We start from the raw sequence: 15,772 nt of genomic DNA on the forward strand, positions 1-15,772 counted from the left end.
AGTTTAAACTGATAATCAAACAGAAAATCTCAACGCACCGCGGAAAATGATCATGGCTAAAAAAAGAGGACAATGTCCCCTCATTTTACCTTTATGGCTCCGCTAAGGTCTTTTTAACATCCGGCTCGCGCGCCCTTACGGAATCCTCGCTCCAGGATTCATATACCAGCTTTCCTTTGTGATAAAGATATATTTCTTTTTCGGACGCTTTGCCGTGAGGATCCGGATTGAACGAAAGATCCATCGGCTTGGACCCGACCTCCATCACGATCGAATCGATCTGGCCGCTTTTGCCCATATAATTTATTTTTTTCAGTATTCCTTCGCACGGAGCAATGCCGCATCCGGTGGCTATTCCATATTCATCCTCCGCTACGCAGAATCCCTGCCTTCGGACGGTCTCTCCGACGAGCTCGTCTATTTTCATGTGCGCTTTGAATGGCATTTTTACCTCCTGTGTTTTTGATGTTCACATGCTCTTGCTCCCCTCCGCTTGGCCGGAACAGAGCTTGGGAAGCATTATCAAAATTATATATGCATATGAGCATAAAATCAAACCAAAAGACATGCCATATCGGACGATGAGAAACGGCAAAAGACCCTCGACATCATCAATGGTCTGTGATATAAGTCTTTAGGAGGAATCCGGTTGAAACCGCCAAACGAAAAACTTGTTGATGAATTCAATGAATTATGGCCTGAGATCAAAAAAGCTTTTCCCGAAACTGTTCAGGAAAAGATCAAAGAAAGAACCGCCGCAAAGCTTCTGAAAAGCGCCGCAAAGGCAAGGGATTCGAGATCCGGATCTGCCATCGGGTATATTCTCTATTATGCAGCAGAGTGGATCTGCAATAAAAATGAGATCACGCCCAAAACAATGACAGAGATCAAAAGGATAGTGATCACAAGCAAAAGACAAACCTGATCTTCTGCTTTTTTTATTGTGATGCCGGAATATTATAAAATAGTATGTCGTATATGGTATTTAGTATAGACCATGGATTCTCCGCCAGAGGCGCCTGCCGGTAGGCAGGGACAGGCCGATCAGGTTGGGAATGACAACTCACAGACATTTTTGGTTGGATTTATTATAATATTCAATTGCGCTCGGCAATAGCCTGATCATTATTTCATTTTGAACCCCGGAATTATTTTTGCTTCACGGCTGATCGTCCCCTCGCCTCTTCCGGCCTCCCGCTCATAGACCTTGACCTCATCGCCGTCTTCATCGATCAAACTCACTTCGTCGAAAAGATCCAATTCCGTGTTTATGGCGTGCTCGGCCGATCTCGACTGTTCATCCATGCTTTCTATGACATCTTCCGGAACTGTCCTTTGCCTGCTTCTGTTCCTCTCCATGCAAATTTCCTTGGGAGTGACCATCAGCAATCCTATGACCCTGGCTCCTTTTTTCCTGAATCTCCCGATATCTTCTCTCCTAAATTTGGCATCGATACCCGTCGCGTCCCAGACAAAACCCTTTTCTTCCTCTATTCTCCAGTCAGCCTCGCTCCGGAGCCTTTCGAATATTTCTTTGTGGCTGTGAGTTTCAACATCTCCCGCATCCCCGGATAATTCTTTTCTCATGTTGTCGGAACTGAGCACGGGAATCCCGAGTTCCGCCGCCTTCATCTGGGCAGCATGAGATTTCCCGCTTCCCGGGATACCGATCATGTAATATATGTCTTTTTCCATGTTGTTGTCATTAATGAATTATGGTCAAACGTCCCAGGCCCAGCAATCACGGCGATTTACGCTCGGAATCGTTGACAAAAATATATTTACGTATAAACTGGTAGTGTAATAAATTGGAGGCAAAAAATGAAAGACGACGAATTGACACTTCGAGATGAAGTGGAAATAACAGGAAAAGGAAGGATCGTAGGCAAGGAAACAGATTTTTCCGAAAACATTATATCAGTTTTGGTGGAGATTCCCCTGGAAAAAGGAAAAACACAAAGGTTGCATCTTCCGCCGGAATTGATCAAAAAACATACACAATGAGTTATTCGTAAGAATCACTCTTTTTAAAAATCTCTTCTTGCTCATGAAAATCAGATCCTTGCTGTAAGATAAGAACCGACATCGTAGCAGCCTCTGATAGCATCAATCCTTAATTTCTACAGTATCTCCGACATTTATTCCTCTAAGTTTTGCCAGCCCGCCATTTATTTCAAAAACATATCTCGCTTTCCCGTCCGGCCCGAAAGACTCGCACGCCTCAGTCTTGCACGGCTGGGCATTTTCTTTTATGAAAATTATTTTATTATCATTTCCGATCCAGATCATGTCGAGTGGGATCAGGGTGTTCTTCATCCAGAATTTATAGACATCCTCTTTTTCAAAAACGAACAGCATCCCTCCATTTTCTTTCAACGCAACTCTGTTCATGAGTCCACGCTCTCTTTCCTGCGACGTGTCGGCGATCTCGGCTGAAAAACAATTATTCTCTATGCAGACGGAAGGCAGTCTGTCTTTTTTTTCGGGTTCCCAAAAAAAATATGAAACAGCAAAGACGCTGAATAAAGCAAGAAATATCAATGACGGTTTTACTTTCTTTTTTTTCATATGTTATGTGTTATTAGGACTTGCGCAATTCAGTTTGTCATCTCGCGCGAAGTCTTGAAGCAAAAGCGGCAAGACAAAGTCGAGAGATCTCTCTTTAAAACTACAAAATGATTATCAAAGCCATTCTCATGTTAGGGCTATTTCTTTATTCTGCTTGCTCGTTCCTCGCTTAGCTCCAGTCGAAATGACAGACAAATGTGTGAATCCTGGTTATATCAATCCCTGCTTAATTATAGCAGATTTTTTCCGCAAAATGGAAATTTACTCAATTATCCACATGATTTATTGACAACATTTTTCGACGTGGTATTATGCAAGTATGATACCGTAATCAATATAGAAATAATCATGCAGTTCAGAAAACAACAATCGACGCTATCGTGCATTAATTCAAGAAAGACGCCCAAGCCGTTGTTTTTTGCCGTGCAATGATAATCGATCGAATCCCTCGCCGAAAACAACGACTGAAGAAGCCGTTTTTTGTTTGTTTAACCTATAATCAAACACTATAAAACACCGAAATAAAATATAAAATTGTCATAGTGAGCTTGTCGAACTATGAACAAACCTGAAAGCACATGTCCCCCTTCGACAAGCTCAGGGTGACAGCGAGGCGAACAGGTTCAGGGTGACAGCATAGACAAGTTTCAATTCAATTAAATACAACCCCATGTTCCAGAATAAACTAAACAACTCAATCAGAATCAATGAATCCCCTATTTTAGGCCGCTATTTCAGTTTGACTTGACGCGATGAGCGCAAGAGGAAAAAGAGCAAGCGGCCGAGAGCCGCTTTTTAAATTCTGCTCTTGTCCTCTTTGCGAAAAAACACGCCCGGAGGACAGGAACTGAAATTCCTGTGATCTTTGACAACTAAATAGAGGTGAGAAAATGGAAAAAGAAATGAAAGAAAGACTGAAGAAAGCGAGGATCATCGATGATCACGTGCACCTCAGCATCCATCCGGAAAGCAGGGCCAAGATCGGATATCTGGAAGACAGCATGCGAAAGAACGGGATCGACCTTGCGATCGCGCTTGCGGCATATTTTCCGAGAAAGACCGGAAGCATATCGAACGAGACCGCGCTTTCCATAACCGAAGATCATGAGAATATCCTGGTCTTCGGAAGCCTGGACGCCGAGCATGACCTTGCTGGCGGCGTCTCGGAACTTGAATCGCTTCTTGAAAGAAAAAAGATCTTCGGGATAAAGCTTTATCCCGGATATCAATATTTCTATCCGAATGAGAAGAAGCTGGATGCTGTCTATGAGCTCGCATCGAAATTCAACGTTCCGGTGATGTTCCATTCGGGGCTTGCATACAGAAGCCCGGGCGGGATCCGATTCTCCAGGCCGATATACATCGATGACGTTGCCGGATCTTTCCAGAGCATGAGGATCGTGATAAGCCACCTGGGAGATCCGAGCATCAGAGAAGCGGCCGCCGTTGCGCACAAGAATCCGAATGTCTATCTGGATTTTTCGGGACTCGTGAGCAACACGACAAAAAATCAGGAAAGGGCCGAGAGGTGGCAGAAGCTAAACGAGGAATATATCGCAAGAACCGTGGCGGATGTTCTGACCGACCTTATGGGAACAGAGAAGATCATATTCGGATCGGACTGGCCCATATCGTCGCACGAAAAATCGCTGGCGCTTGTTTCAAGACTGCAAAAGATGCTCGATCTTGATGACGAAGAAGTTGAGCGGATGCTGTCGAAAAACATGCTGACAGTGCTGGGAATAATATGAACCCAACTCCGCTGCAAGCATCGGAGTATCCGGGTGGGTTTTTTATAAATCATTAATAAAACTAGTTGTCATGCTGAACCTGCCTACCGGACAGGCAGGCTTGTTTCAGCATCTTTAATGTTTTTTTCGAGATCGACACAACAGATCCTGAACCAAGTTCAGGATGACAATATTAATTGATTTACTATTTTCCACACTACTTAGCAGATTCAAATGAAATATGATGAACAAAGGAGGAAAAAATATGAACGAAACACTGAAAGGAAAGAAAATACTGGTAACGGGAGGGTCCACATGGGTCCCGATCGACAATGTCAGGGTGATAACGAATGTCTTTGGAGGAACAACGGGATACAGGATTGCGATCCAGGCAGCAAAGATGGGAGCGGATGTGACACTGCTCCTCGGACCACACAGGATCGAGGACACGACCGTCTTCATCGATGAACCTGTTGAAACTGTTCTCGCAAAAATGCAGAGATATATCCTCGAGCGCGAGAAAATAGCGGCAGCCGGAGGAAGACTGGAGATCGTCCACTATGACTATTTCCAGGAGCTTATGGACCTGATGGAAAAATATGTATCCACCAGGCAATTCCATGCGGTGATCCATTCTTCCGCGGTCGCCGACTATGCGCCGACGAAACAGGACGGAAAAATAAGCTCCGGCCTCAACGAGCTTTCCATCAGAACAACGCCCACCCCGAAGATCATAAGCCACATCAAAGACTGGGATCCGAACGTCTATCTCGTCCAGTTCAAACTGGAAGTGGGACTCTCCGAAGAGGATCTTATCGCCAAGGCTGTGGCCGGCATCATCAAGAACAGAGCGAACCTCGCCGTCGCAAACAACAAGGCGGGAACTTCAACCACGACCGCCGCGGCCTATCTCGTCGAAAAGGACGGGAGCTTCGTGAAGATCGATACGAGAGAGGAAATGTATGAAAAACTGATGTCGGAGATCGGGAAGAACCTCAAAAGGTGATCAATTGGACGGAGATGATTTCTTTATTTGCACAGGATGCAAAAAAATTATCCCAAAAAGGATAACTATTGCATACATTGCGGCAAAAGAAACGCAATAAAGGCAAAAGAGGAGAGTGAATCGGCCGGCGTTTTCAACCAGGAGGAATAAGATGAAGAAAAACATAATACTGGGAGTCACGGGAAGCGTCGCCGCGGTGATGCTTTTCAGGCTCATAGACGAACTTGAAAAGGACGGCTTCAAAGTGAAGCTGGTCGCAACTGGATCCGCGTGGCTCTTCATTTTTTCCGTGCTGATCCGGAAGCCCCAAAAGATCTTCAAGCTCCTGGCTCTTCTTGAAACAGGACTTGGAGAGATCACGGGGGTTTTCTCGAAAGAAAAAGGGAAGGTGCGGCACATTAATCTGGTGAAGTGGGCGGACCTGATGCTTATCGCTCCGGCTTCAGCCAACACGATAAGCAAGATCACGCACGCCATCGCGGATAACTATCTCACGACCATCGCGCTTGCGATGCCGGAGAACAAAAAGATCTTCATTGCGCCTGCGATGAATGTCGAAATGTGGAATAATCCCTTTTTCCGGGAGAATATGGAAAAGCTCCGAAAGGAAAAAATGAGATATTCGGTCATCGAGCCCGCCGCCGGAAAGCTCCAATGCGGAGATGAAGGCATGGGAAAGATGGCCGACATAAGAACGATAGTTGAAAGAGTAAGCAAGGGAAGGGCCTGAACGGTCCTTCCCCAAAATTTCAGAGGAGGCGGAAATGAGAAAAATAAACATAGCTGTATTGTCGGATGTTTCATCGGACAGGATCGCCGGAAAGATCGCAAAGGAGATCAGAAAAGGATCCGCGCTCGGGATAGAAAACGTATTCGAGCTGGAGACAAAAGACAGCGCCTGGGAAAGATCAATGGACACGATCAAGCATAACGACATAGATTTCTTTGTGACCCTGGCATCTCCGGACCGCATCCGCGAGATCAGAAAGATCAAACCGTGCAAGCATATCTTCACGGTCGGCTATTCCGAAACGGACAAGCCGCGTCTGGAGGAGGGGTTTGAAGAAGGATTTAGAACACTGAGAACGCTGAGATATAACATGCTGGCTGTAAAGAATGTATCGGGAGCAATAACGGATTTCCTTATGATCTATCCGGAAAAAACATATGACGTATTTGCGGATGAAAACGAATGGATCAGGAGCCTTGCGGCGAATATGATCAAACGGGAAAATGTCAGGCACGCGCAAAGCATAGAAGAGGAGAACCATATTTCGGTTCCGGATGAGGTGTATGAAAAATTCCATCGGCTCGGAAAGACGCTTTTTGAAAAAGGGCTTCTGCCGGTCGTCGACGGAGGAACCTATGGCAATTTCTCAATGATGTTCGGCGGCAGCATGTACATCACCGGAAGAGGGTCCGACAAAGGAGATCTTCCAAGGGATCATATCGTAAGGATCAACAGCGTTGAAAAGATCGAATTGACGGAAGAGATCGAATTGGACCATCTGCCGAAAGTTTTCGCGAGGATCTTCTATTCGGGAAAGGTCAAACCTTCGATCGATACGGCGATAAACCATGCCCTGCTCGAAGGAACGGAATTCAAGGCGACAGTACATATCCACACGGACAGGATCTTTGCAGATCTTCCCATGACCGGATACAACTATCCCTGCGGAGCGAAAGAAGAGCTCGATGAGATCATGAGCCTTGCAAGGAAGAATCCCGATGCAGACATACTGCAGCAATACAAACACGGCCTGATCATCTTGGGAAACGATTTCGATGACTGCATAAAAAAGATCGAGGATCTGTTCTCCGGCGGGATCTCGGCAAGAAAGATAAATGAAGATGAAAAGAAAGAGAAGGAATTCCTGGAGTGGGAAGAACATTACAAAAAGAACACAAAAGGCAAAAACGCGGATATAGATATCTATGACGCGAAAAACCTGTACGTGATCCAGAAAGGAGAAGCGAAAGTGGGATTTTTGTATATCAGGACAAGAGACGACACGATATATTTCGTCTTCTATTCCCTTGAGGAATTCACAAGAAAAAAACTGGGGCTTGGAGAAAAGGTCATCGACATCGTCTCGAAGATCGCGAGGAGCGAACAGTGCGGAAGGATCGGGATCCTGACGACCAGGGAATGCAACGTCATCCCCTACTATGAGAGAAAAGGATTCAGGATAACCTCCGAAGATGAAGGAGGATCGGTCTGGATGCAAAAGGAGATGCAATGATGGAAGAAAATGGAATAAAAACGAAATACTATCTGATAAAGATCGTAACGACAACAGAAGGAGGATATGATGGAGAATTCGCGGAAATAAAACATCACCGGGAATTTGACGGAACAGCTGACACGATCGAAGAAGCTGAACACTGGGCAGAGCAAGTTTATGTACCTACCGGTTCTAATGTTCCGAGCGTAACTCCTTATGCGATAAAAGGTGAAGAAGTGTATTTCGAAATGAAACAAAAAACAATGCTTGTAGCAAAAGCTGCAGCAGGAGAAACGACTAACACCGCTCATCTGATAAAATTAGCGGAAGAATCAGAAAAGGAGGCAAAAGGAAACAAAAAATAATACCGCCAACACAACGTTTGGCGGTTTTTTCTTTTACTTTTTACCTTCTAGTTTCTGAACCTCCTGATTATGCAATCCTATTTTTTTCAAATTATCTCCGAGATATTCTTGCATCTTTCTGGTACAGTTTACCCAACAGCCGACAGAGTTAATTGCCATTTCCAGAGCGTTTTCGAGCGTGTCGAATTTTTTATACTCTATAACAATAGCGTCATATTCTCTCTTTTCATTCTGTTCAATCGAGAGAATGATAATTTCATCTATTGTTACCAATGTACCCGCATCGATCCGCTGACCTTTCACGATCCTCCTTCCTTCTGCAAACAGTCTTGCATCGACCCTATGCACTTCTCGGAATCTTACGTTTATATACTCGTTGCCGGTTTTTTCCGTTACATACCTGCCTTCTATTATGAAACTAATCGTACTTTGCTTTTCAAACATCTAAATCACCTGTTCTTTAAAAGAACATACTATAATATCATATTATTGTATATTTGTCAACACGATTCCGGGCTCTGTATAAACATACTCTGACATCATAATACAAAGTACCGCCAACACAACGTTTGGCGGTACTTTTTTGCTTTTTTATGGAATATCCGGTTCTATCTGCTGATCGCGCTATTAATGTAATTTATGATGCTCTTTATCGCGTCTATGAAAGTTGAGTTCGAGCCCAAAGCGGGTGTTTCGAGCACTCCGAACCGGCCGATATCAGATCTTGGGAAAACATCGGGAATGTCGGAAATATCAATAGAGCCAAGCGTGACGATCTTCTCAAGTTTTATCTCATCCAGATAATAAGCATCACCAGCTGAAGCGAGACCCGGGAAATAGAACTGGAGCCTTCCGTCAGCCACGTTCGCACTGAAACCTGAAGTTGTAAATTCGGTAGAAAATGTCTGCCAGGAAGTAGTGAGATTTGGAACGTATGTCAGGCCATAATTGGTGTAAGGTGAAATGTGCTTGATAAGATTTATCTTCATATCATGCCCGGTAGAGGAATAGGCGGCAAAAGTCAAACGATATCTGGTATTCGGCTCCAAAGATATGCCGGATTCATACAGCTGCATATTGGTACCAATAGTTGTTAGCGTGGCCTTGGCCCCTTTCGTTCCGGCATAAGCCGGAGTTCCAACAGTGTAAGAACCGGTTCCGTTGGTATAGAAAGTCCAGGGGGAAGTTCCGGATTCGAAACCGGGATTGGTAACAAGATTGACGGCGATCGAAGACGCTAAAGTTGTAAAATTCATATCAGCTGAAGTTGCCAAGTTCCCCGCTGCATCCTTGCTCTTTACTCTATAGTGATAAAGAGTGGATGGGGTCAGATTTGCAAGAGACTGAGAATGAGAAGTTACCAGACTGGTATTCAATGTTGTGGAAGAACCATAGCTCGTAGTAGTACCATATTCCACCTGAGAATCGCTGGTCTCATTGGTCGTCCAGGAGACGGCGGCACCGGAAGAAGTGACGCCTGAAGAAGAGATAGCCGAAATGACAGGAGGGGTGGTGTCAGCCACATTAAAGGTGTAGTTGGCAGAAGCTATTCCGCTCGGTGTCATGCCGGTTTTCCAGGCCCCGGCCTTGAGAGTGGTGGCAGTGGAAACAGCGATGGGGGCAGTGTAGATCGGGGAAGCTTCAGTCGGAGTGGAATTGTCTTTAGTGTAATGAATAGTGGCGCCCGCGGTCGCAGTTGAGATAGTAATGGATTTAGCGGAGGTATAATTTCCGGCGGTGGGGTTGAAAGTTGGAGAAGCAACAGTATCGATCGGAACAACAGCTCCATTCAAGGCAATACTGTGGTTGCCGGAAGGAACGCTGACATTCATCCAGCCGGTGCCGCTGCTGATAACCGCAGCACTGGCGCCATCGATCTTTACGGAATTGATCCCGGGATAATATATTTTTACGCTTCCGGAGGTGGCAGAAGCGATCATTCCCGCTTTGTCTTTCATATAGATAGCGACCGGCACGCTTGATTCAAAACCATATGATCCGTCGCGGAAACTTTTTCCCTGCCGAATGAAATATCCGCCGTTCAGACCTGAGTTATGCCTATACCAGATCGCTGTCCCCTGGAACGATACGCCATTCTGATTTAATACACCAGCACCAGAAGATTCAAGAGCTGTATCAATCACGGAACCACCCATATCTACACTCGCTCCCGAATAACCCGTACCGGTGACACGAGACATCGAAGCTGTGGCATGGGTTGTATCGGAAGGATAAATGACCGTGACAATATTTTTCTTGTTTCCTGAAGTATTATAGGTAGGATAAATGTATTTATTCTGAAATATACCAGCAGAGCCGCTCACACTGCTCCTCATAGGGCTGGACTTAACAATGACAGAACTCGGCGGAGTGCCTAAAAAGATATTTACAGAAACTTTCTGATCTCCTACGCTGACGATATCCTTATTTACACTCCATTTATATTCAGTATTAGCAGAAACCACCGTAGGACTCAAGTCGGAATTAGGATGCCACACAGTATTCACATCCTTACCTGCCGTATTAAACGAAACTTCATCAAATGTGATCCAATATCCGTTTTTGCCGTCCTGGGGGTGGACAAAAACAAAATTTCTTATATGCTTTCCTGCGTTATCCGGATTTGAAACAGCGGGATTTGGGTTAGCAGTGGTATTTGGAGTTCCCGTAAGATTCGCCGCCAAAGCAGTACCGGAATCCCCGCTTGCATAATCCAATTTTCCTCCAGTAAGGGCTTCGGTAATTCCAGCTCCGGCTTTTGACACATGATTTTCACCATTTATCAGGACCGTATTGCCCCATTCTGCAAAACGATAGTACGGATCTTTGGTTTGAAGATACCCTACATTTCTCAAAACAATTTGACCATACGAAGAGAGCGAAAGCGCGTTCATTTCATAGTGGCTATGAAACTCCGAATTTCTCTTTATATTCCACATAGCGCCGGCAAGAGACAGATCAGTTTGATTTCCCTCTGCAAACCATGCGCCGCCATCCGAAAAGACCCTGCTTGTTGGTTTTGCGAGAGCGGGCAGACTATTGCCTCCGCTGAGGACATAGGGCAGCAACAATCCATTGCTGATCGTGCTTCCGGCAGACCATACCGCATATTGAGCGGCCTTAACCGGTTCTCCGGAATTATAAAAGCGATACGCCCTGAACCGTGCCGCACCGTTATAACTGCCAAGAGTAAGCGCCGGATAAGTATCTCCAAAAATATATGCCTGTTTTCTGTTCGGAGTAACAGAGTACCCATAAAGCCATTCATAAAAATTAGACAATTGGTTGCTTGAATAAAAAGTAGTATCTTTTCCAGTGAATTGCAGCACATCGAGAAAAAATCCTTTTGATTCTTTAATATAACTGTCCATTCTTGTGACACCATATGAACTTCCTGCGAGATATACTCCGGATGAGCTCATAGAATAATATAGGTCGGCTTTGTAACGGTTGGCATAAGTCGTAATAGTTGCTGCGTCTGCACCCGTATAAATTGCCCAGATCCCCTTTATGGCATAGGTGTTTTGCCTGTGGGGACTCATATCAAGCCAATTTTTTACCACGCAGTTAGGGCATTTTGTCTGTATAGTTAATATCCTTGCAAGCTTTGTTTCAATTTCTGCAAGGTCAATGCCGGAGACATCATCATGAATAATATCGAGCGCCAAAACAGAATTCAGAAATGCTGTTCCCACGGCAAGATGTTCTATATTAGAAGGGTCGGATATTTCAGCCGTATTAAGAAGGTCATCCCATTTCTTCAATGCAGTAACAATCCTATTTTTATACGTAGTCCTATTTGCCGGGTCAAGAATATATGCGAGCGCTCCTCCACTGACGATATTCCTCATATTTTCACTCTTGGTTCTGACAAGATTATTGCCGACAAGAACGGTCGGCGAGGGATCATAGACTAAGGCACTCTTGGAAATAGCATTCGCTTTCCACCCGCCCCAGGGCGCTTGTGCAGCCTTGGCCTGAAGCGCAGAATAATCACCTTCTTTGACTATCAAAAATGGATGTATGACGGCTTGCGCCTTCAATACCGTGGAATTGAAAATGAACCCGGCAACAATTATCACCAACAGTGTTTTTAAAAAATTTGTTTTGAGCATAAGACTAAATTTTATTTTTTTAATTTTTACTTAAAATAAACCGCCATCATATTCGGTACTGTCCAATGAATTATCTTCAACGGGAGGAGATATCATTTCTTTTTTAACAGTATAGAAGCATTGGTCTTCTAAGACCTCGCATTTGCCGCTATTTTTGTTCTCCAAAACGGCGCGGAGCTCATACGTATACCCGTCGGATCGATAACTATAATATTTATCCGGCTGAGGATCTTTCAATGCCATCTCTATATACCCGTTATTTTCCAATTCCAAAACAAGGGGGTTTTCTTCGACACTGATATTCTGCCATTCGCTGGCAACAAAAGCATACCCGCCAAGCTTAGTATTGCTGGCAAATATTTTTTCACTTAATAAAAGTATATCCCTGACCCGCTGATCGTCTCTTGCATTTTGTTCGAGACTGTCATCAATTATTAACAACAGCGGAGAAGAAGAGGAAAGCCGCAAGGTAGTCGGCCCGGAAAAAATTCTCCAGGACAAATTTCCACTAATGCTAATAATTGAAATGATCAGAACCGCGATAACGCCTTTTTTTATGTCCATAATTTTTTTAATAATTATTAACTCCGGTTAACATTTATATTATACCACATTTCTACAAATTATGAATCATCCGCGTTATTGCCATGAAGATAGCCCTCTCAATTTTTCGCCTCGGATATATTCCACAAGAAATCATAAACGCTTTTCATACTCTGCACGATCCGATCGTGCTTTATGGCGGCAACAAAAGGAGGATTTCCTGAAAAATGGACCATCAGATCATCAATGAACCAGAACGAAGCGGTAAAGTTTATGCCCGCGGGCATTTCTCTTATCTTTATGACCTGATTTTCGGTCTTATGGCCGGCAATACCGGAATATGATCCGAATGGAATAAGCGTGTAGGTCACGATCCCCTTTTTTATCTTTTGGTTGGCCATCGTGTTCTCAATATTTTCGGAATAGATCTTCGTGTAATTTCCCCTATTCGGCGCATCGATCGTATATATAATGCTCTTTTTCCTTGTGGATATCAGCGTTTTTTCAATGAATTGCTTTATCGCTTTCTTCGTATCATAGACCTGGGCATAGGGAAAATTCGATTCCGAGCGATACAGATCCGTCAAAAGACCGTTCAAATTTTTGGCCGCCTCGACCTTGTTTTCAAATGAATCGACGATCGTCTTGGGAGATTCCACCCAATAATAGGTGACTCCCTTATATCTGTTCGTGGTGAGATAATTCTCACTCTTCAGTTTTTCCAGGATGCTTATGGCCGTCGTCCGGGGAATGTCCGCTTTTTTCGCCACCTGCGCAGCTGTCGCTTCCCCAAGCTGGGTGAGAAATATGTAGACCCTTGTTTCGCTATCTTTGAATCCAAGATCTTTCAGAATGTCTTCAATTTTCTTTATCATATGTTTGAAATATTTATTATTCGGATGAATGCTTGAGAGAACAAGCCACGGCTCATCTCTACAGTCACATAATACACCAATTTCTCATTGTTGTCGAATTTTTTCGACAGTGGTTAGCTATATATTGCCTTATTTAAGCCCACATCTCGGCTCCCCTATTGTTTTTTGGCTTTTACCAAGGCGGATATTTGCAGTTTCGCTATACTGCAGATATTGGACATTAACAACTTAATATCGGTCCAAATACAAAAAAGGAGGAAGAAATGACGAAAGACAAAACCAGGGTGAGAACGATCGGATATCACGACATGTTCTCGGTAGGCGCGGGCGGATTGGAAAATCTGACCGTCATTGAAACAAACGGCATGACGCTCGCGATCGAAGCGCCGGCGCACATCACGGCAACACTGCCAAATATAAAAGACATGGGATCAATGAGCGCCATCACAAAAACCGATGCGCTCATCGTGACACACGTTGATGCAGATCATGTGGCAGGGCTAGATTCCCTCATCTGGCACAAAGTCTTCGGAGAACATTCGAAACTTCTCCTGGCCACGCACAAGGAAATAGCCGGCCAGCTGTGGCAAAGGATCCGAACGGCATTCGAGACATCAAGGATCGACATGAGATCGAAAATGAAATTTGAGGATTATGTCGAACTTGTGGAACTGCCACTCGGGAAAACCGCCATAATAGAAAAGCTCGGGATCGGGATCGAAACGTTCCACAGAAGCACCATACATGCGCCATTCCTCTCGATCGCATTCAAGGTTTTGCGCAAAGGAGAGCCGATCCTCGCCTATTCGGGAGACACAAGCTTTGACCCGGAACTGATCGGGTTCCTTGCCAAAAACGGAAAACACCCTATAATCCATGAGACCGGATCCTACAGCATAGGAACCAGGTCGCACACGCATATCGAAGAACTTCTGGCGCAGCCGGAAGAGGTGCAGAAAAGATTGTACATTAATCACATCCCAAAAGCGCTGGAAACAGCAATAAGAGACAGGATAGAAAAAGCGAATTCGCCAATAAGGATCGCAAATGAACTTGAGTGAAGGAGGTATATACAATGAACAGAATGCAGGAAAAATTCGAAGCGGTATTTCCGGGAAGCTTTGACCCGTTCCAGAACGGACACTTTTCAACAGTGATCTCGTTCCTGAAACTGAACCCAAAGGCTTTCCTATATATCGTCATCGGAGTTAACGACGAGAAACTGAACGGACAGACGTTCACCACAGAGGAAAAAATATTCCTGATCCGGCAGACGATACCGAAAAAATATCTGAAGAGGATCAAGATCGTGCCCTATTCAAAGATAATAGCGAATTATCTTTATGAACAGAATATACAGATGTTCGTGAAAGGCGTCAGGGACAGGAAAGACTTTGAATATGAGTCCTGGATAGCGACCGTAAACTCTCTTTTCAGCGGAAGCCCGAAAACGATGCTTATCCCCCAGACCAATCCCGTTCTGACAAACGTTTCTTCAAGCAATTTCAAGAACTTCGTGAAATGGGGACTGAAAGCCACGGACTTCGCTCCCGCTCTCACAAGAGAAGCTCTTGAACTCCGTCTTCGCGGACAGCTCCTTGTCGGAGTTACGGGCGGAATAGGCGCGGGAAAATCCACTTTCGCGAAAAAGATCGAAGATATCTCAAAAGAGAACGGGAACAAGAACAGGACCAGGATCTATCACATAAACCTGGATGATCTCGGAAAGGTCATACACAGCGCCGACAAGACGCCGCGTTTCCTCCAGATCAGAAAGCAGATCGCCAAGAAATTCGGAAGAAAGCTGATGCGCAAGGATACGAGCATAGATACGCACGAGCTCGGAAAGATCGTTTTCTCTTCACCGGAAAAGCTCCAGAAACTGACCGAAATGATGATGGAAGCGATCCTATACCTGCTCAGGAAAAAGCTTGAAGAGCTCGGAAAAGGGATCTTCCTTATCGAGGGAGCCAATCTTGTTGAGCAAGGCCTGACGGATCTTGTGAATGAGAACATCATCCATATCAAAGCAAACCGGAAGGCGCAGGAAGAAAGACTCACAGGAAGAGGCTTGAGCAATGATCAGATAAAAAGAAGGATAGATTTCCAGCTTAACGACAAAGAGAGGGTTTCCATAATCCAAGGAAAACAGAAGAAAGAAAAACATCGCCTGTTCATGAAAGTGAACAGCCTTGGAAAAATAGACGCGGAAGGCATCTACAAGAAACTCCAGAAAGAATACAAGACAAGAAGCGGGATCATCAGATAGATAAAATAACAAAATCCGCCGGATAAAATCCAGCGGTTTTTTTATTAATAAGCATAAAAAGAGAGAGGTTATTCAT

16 protein-coding genes are annotated in these 15,772 nt (G+C 44.5%); 9 read left to right on the plus strand and 7 right to left on the minus strand.

Annotated features, from left to right (window positions below; translation table 11 throughout):
- Positions 1-91: 91 nt before the first annotated feature.
- The gene (locus WC788_07625; GenBank protein MFA6097468.1) at positions 92-445 is read right to left on the minus strand and encodes a hypothetical protein; all 354 of its coding nucleotides are present in this window, start codon (positions 443-445) and stop codon (positions 92-94) included.
- A 204-nt stretch (positions 446-649) separates the two neighbouring features.
- Between WC788_07625 and WC788_07630 the strand changes: the two genes are divergently transcribed.
- Positions 650-925, plus strand: a complete 276-nt coding sequence (locus WC788_07630) for a hypothetical protein (GenBank protein MFA6097469.1) — start codon at positions 650-652, stop codon at positions 923-925.
- Between the two features lie 200 nt (positions 926-1,125).
- On the opposite strand, the gene WC788_07635 is transcribed toward WC788_07630, so the two are convergent.
- A complete protein-coding gene (locus tag WC788_07635) occupies positions 1,126-1,695 on the minus strand; it encodes an ATP-binding protein (GenBank protein MFA6097470.1) in 570 nt (189 codons plus the stop codon).
- 126 nt (positions 1,696-1,821) lie between these two features.
- Between WC788_07635 and WC788_07640 the strand changes: the two genes are divergently transcribed.
- Positions 1,822-2,004, plus strand: a complete 183-nt coding sequence (locus tag WC788_07640; protein ID MFA6097471.1) for a hypothetical protein — start codon at positions 1,822-1,824, stop codon at positions 2,002-2,004.
- 102 nt (positions 2,005-2,106) lie between these two features.
- Here the strand turns inward: WC788_07640 and WC788_07645 are convergent, their stop codons facing one another.
- On the minus strand, positions 2,107-2,568 hold the full coding sequence (locus WC788_07645) for a DUF192 domain-containing protein (protein MFA6097472.1): 462 nt from the start codon (positions 2,566-2,568) through the stop codon (positions 2,107-2,109).
- A gap of 890 nt (positions 2,569-3,458) precedes the next feature.
- Here WC788_07645 and WC788_07650 point away from each other — a divergent pair.
- The 5 genes from WC788_07650 to WC788_07670 all read left to right on the plus strand — a co-directional run bounded on the left by WC788_07650 (position 3,459) and on the right by WC788_07670 (position 7,894).
- Positions 3,459-4,319, plus strand: coding sequence for an amidohydrolase family protein (locus WC788_07650; GenBank protein ID MFA6097473.1), 861 nt, complete (start codon positions 3,459-3,461; stop codon positions 4,317-4,319).
- Between the two features lie 244 nt (positions 4,320-4,563).
- Positions 4,564-5,304: a phosphopantothenoylcysteine decarboxylase gene (locus WC788_07655; GenBank protein MFA6097474.1), complete on the plus strand. Its 741-nt coding sequence runs from the start codon at positions 4,564-4,566 to the stop codon at positions 5,302-5,304.
- Between the two features lie 151 nt (positions 5,305-5,455).
- Positions 5,456-6,034 (plus strand): flavoprotein, encoded by a 579-nt coding sequence (locus tag WC788_07660; protein MFA6097475.1) that lies wholly within the window; start codon positions 5,456-5,458, stop codon positions 6,032-6,034.
- A gap of 34 nt (positions 6,035-6,068) precedes the next feature.
- On the plus strand, positions 6,069-7,547 hold the full coding sequence (locus WC788_07665) for a GNAT family N-acetyltransferase (GenBank protein MFA6097476.1): 1,479 nt from the start codon (positions 6,069-6,071) through the stop codon (positions 7,545-7,547).
- A complete protein-coding gene (locus WC788_07670; GenBank protein ID MFA6097477.1) occupies positions 7,544-7,894 on the plus strand; it encodes a hypothetical protein in 351 nt (116 codons plus the stop codon). The genes WC788_07665 and WC788_07670 overlap by 4 nt, the downstream gene beginning before the upstream one ends.
- 33 nt (positions 7,895-7,927) lie before the next feature.
- On the opposite strand, the gene WC788_07675 is transcribed toward WC788_07670, so the two are convergent.
- The 4 genes from WC788_07675 to WC788_07690 form a co-directional block, all read right to left on the minus strand.
- Entirely contained in the window at positions 7,928-8,338 is a 411-nt protein-coding gene (locus WC788_07675; GenBank protein ID MFA6097478.1) for a hypothetical protein, read from the minus strand.
- Between the two features lie 164 nt (positions 8,339-8,502).
- Positions 8,503-12,009: a chitobiase/beta-hexosaminidase C-terminal domain-containing protein gene (locus WC788_07680; protein MFA6097479.1), complete on the minus strand. Its 3,507-nt coding sequence runs from the start codon at positions 12,007-12,009 to the stop codon at positions 8,503-8,505.
- A 30-nt stretch (positions 12,010-12,039) separates the two neighbouring features.
- The gene (locus WC788_07685; GenBank protein MFA6097480.1) at positions 12,040-12,573 is read right to left on the minus strand and encodes a hypothetical protein; all 534 of its coding nucleotides are present in this window, start codon (positions 12,571-12,573) and stop codon (positions 12,040-12,042) included.
- 98 nt (positions 12,574-12,671) lie between these two features.
- The gene (locus tag WC788_07690; GenBank protein ID MFA6097481.1) at positions 12,672-13,427 is read right to left on the minus strand and encodes a helix-turn-helix domain-containing protein; all 756 of its coding nucleotides are present in this window, start codon (positions 13,425-13,427) and stop codon (positions 12,672-12,674) included.
- A 263-nt stretch (positions 13,428-13,690) separates the two neighbouring features.
- Between WC788_07690 and WC788_07695 the strand changes: the two genes are divergently transcribed.
- Both WC788_07695 and coaE read left to right on the plus strand, forming a co-directional pair.
- Positions 13,691-14,488 (plus strand): MBL fold metallo-hydrolase, encoded by a 798-nt coding sequence (locus WC788_07695; GenBank protein MFA6097482.1) that lies wholly within the window; start codon positions 13,691-13,693, stop codon positions 14,486-14,488.
- 14 nt (positions 14,489-14,502) lie between these two features.
- Positions 14,503-15,696: a dephospho-CoA kinase gene (gene coaE, locus WC788_07700; GenBank protein ID MFA6097483.1), complete on the plus strand. Its 1,194-nt coding sequence runs from the start codon at positions 14,503-14,505 to the stop codon at positions 15,694-15,696.
- Positions 15,697-15,772 lie beyond the last annotated feature (76 nt).

The sequence above is a fragment of the Candidatus Paceibacterota bacterium genome, from assembly GCA_041661265.1.
Taxonomy (GTDB): domain Bacteria; phylum Patescibacteriota; class Minisyncoccia; order JAHIHE01; family JAGLIN01; genus JBAZUT01.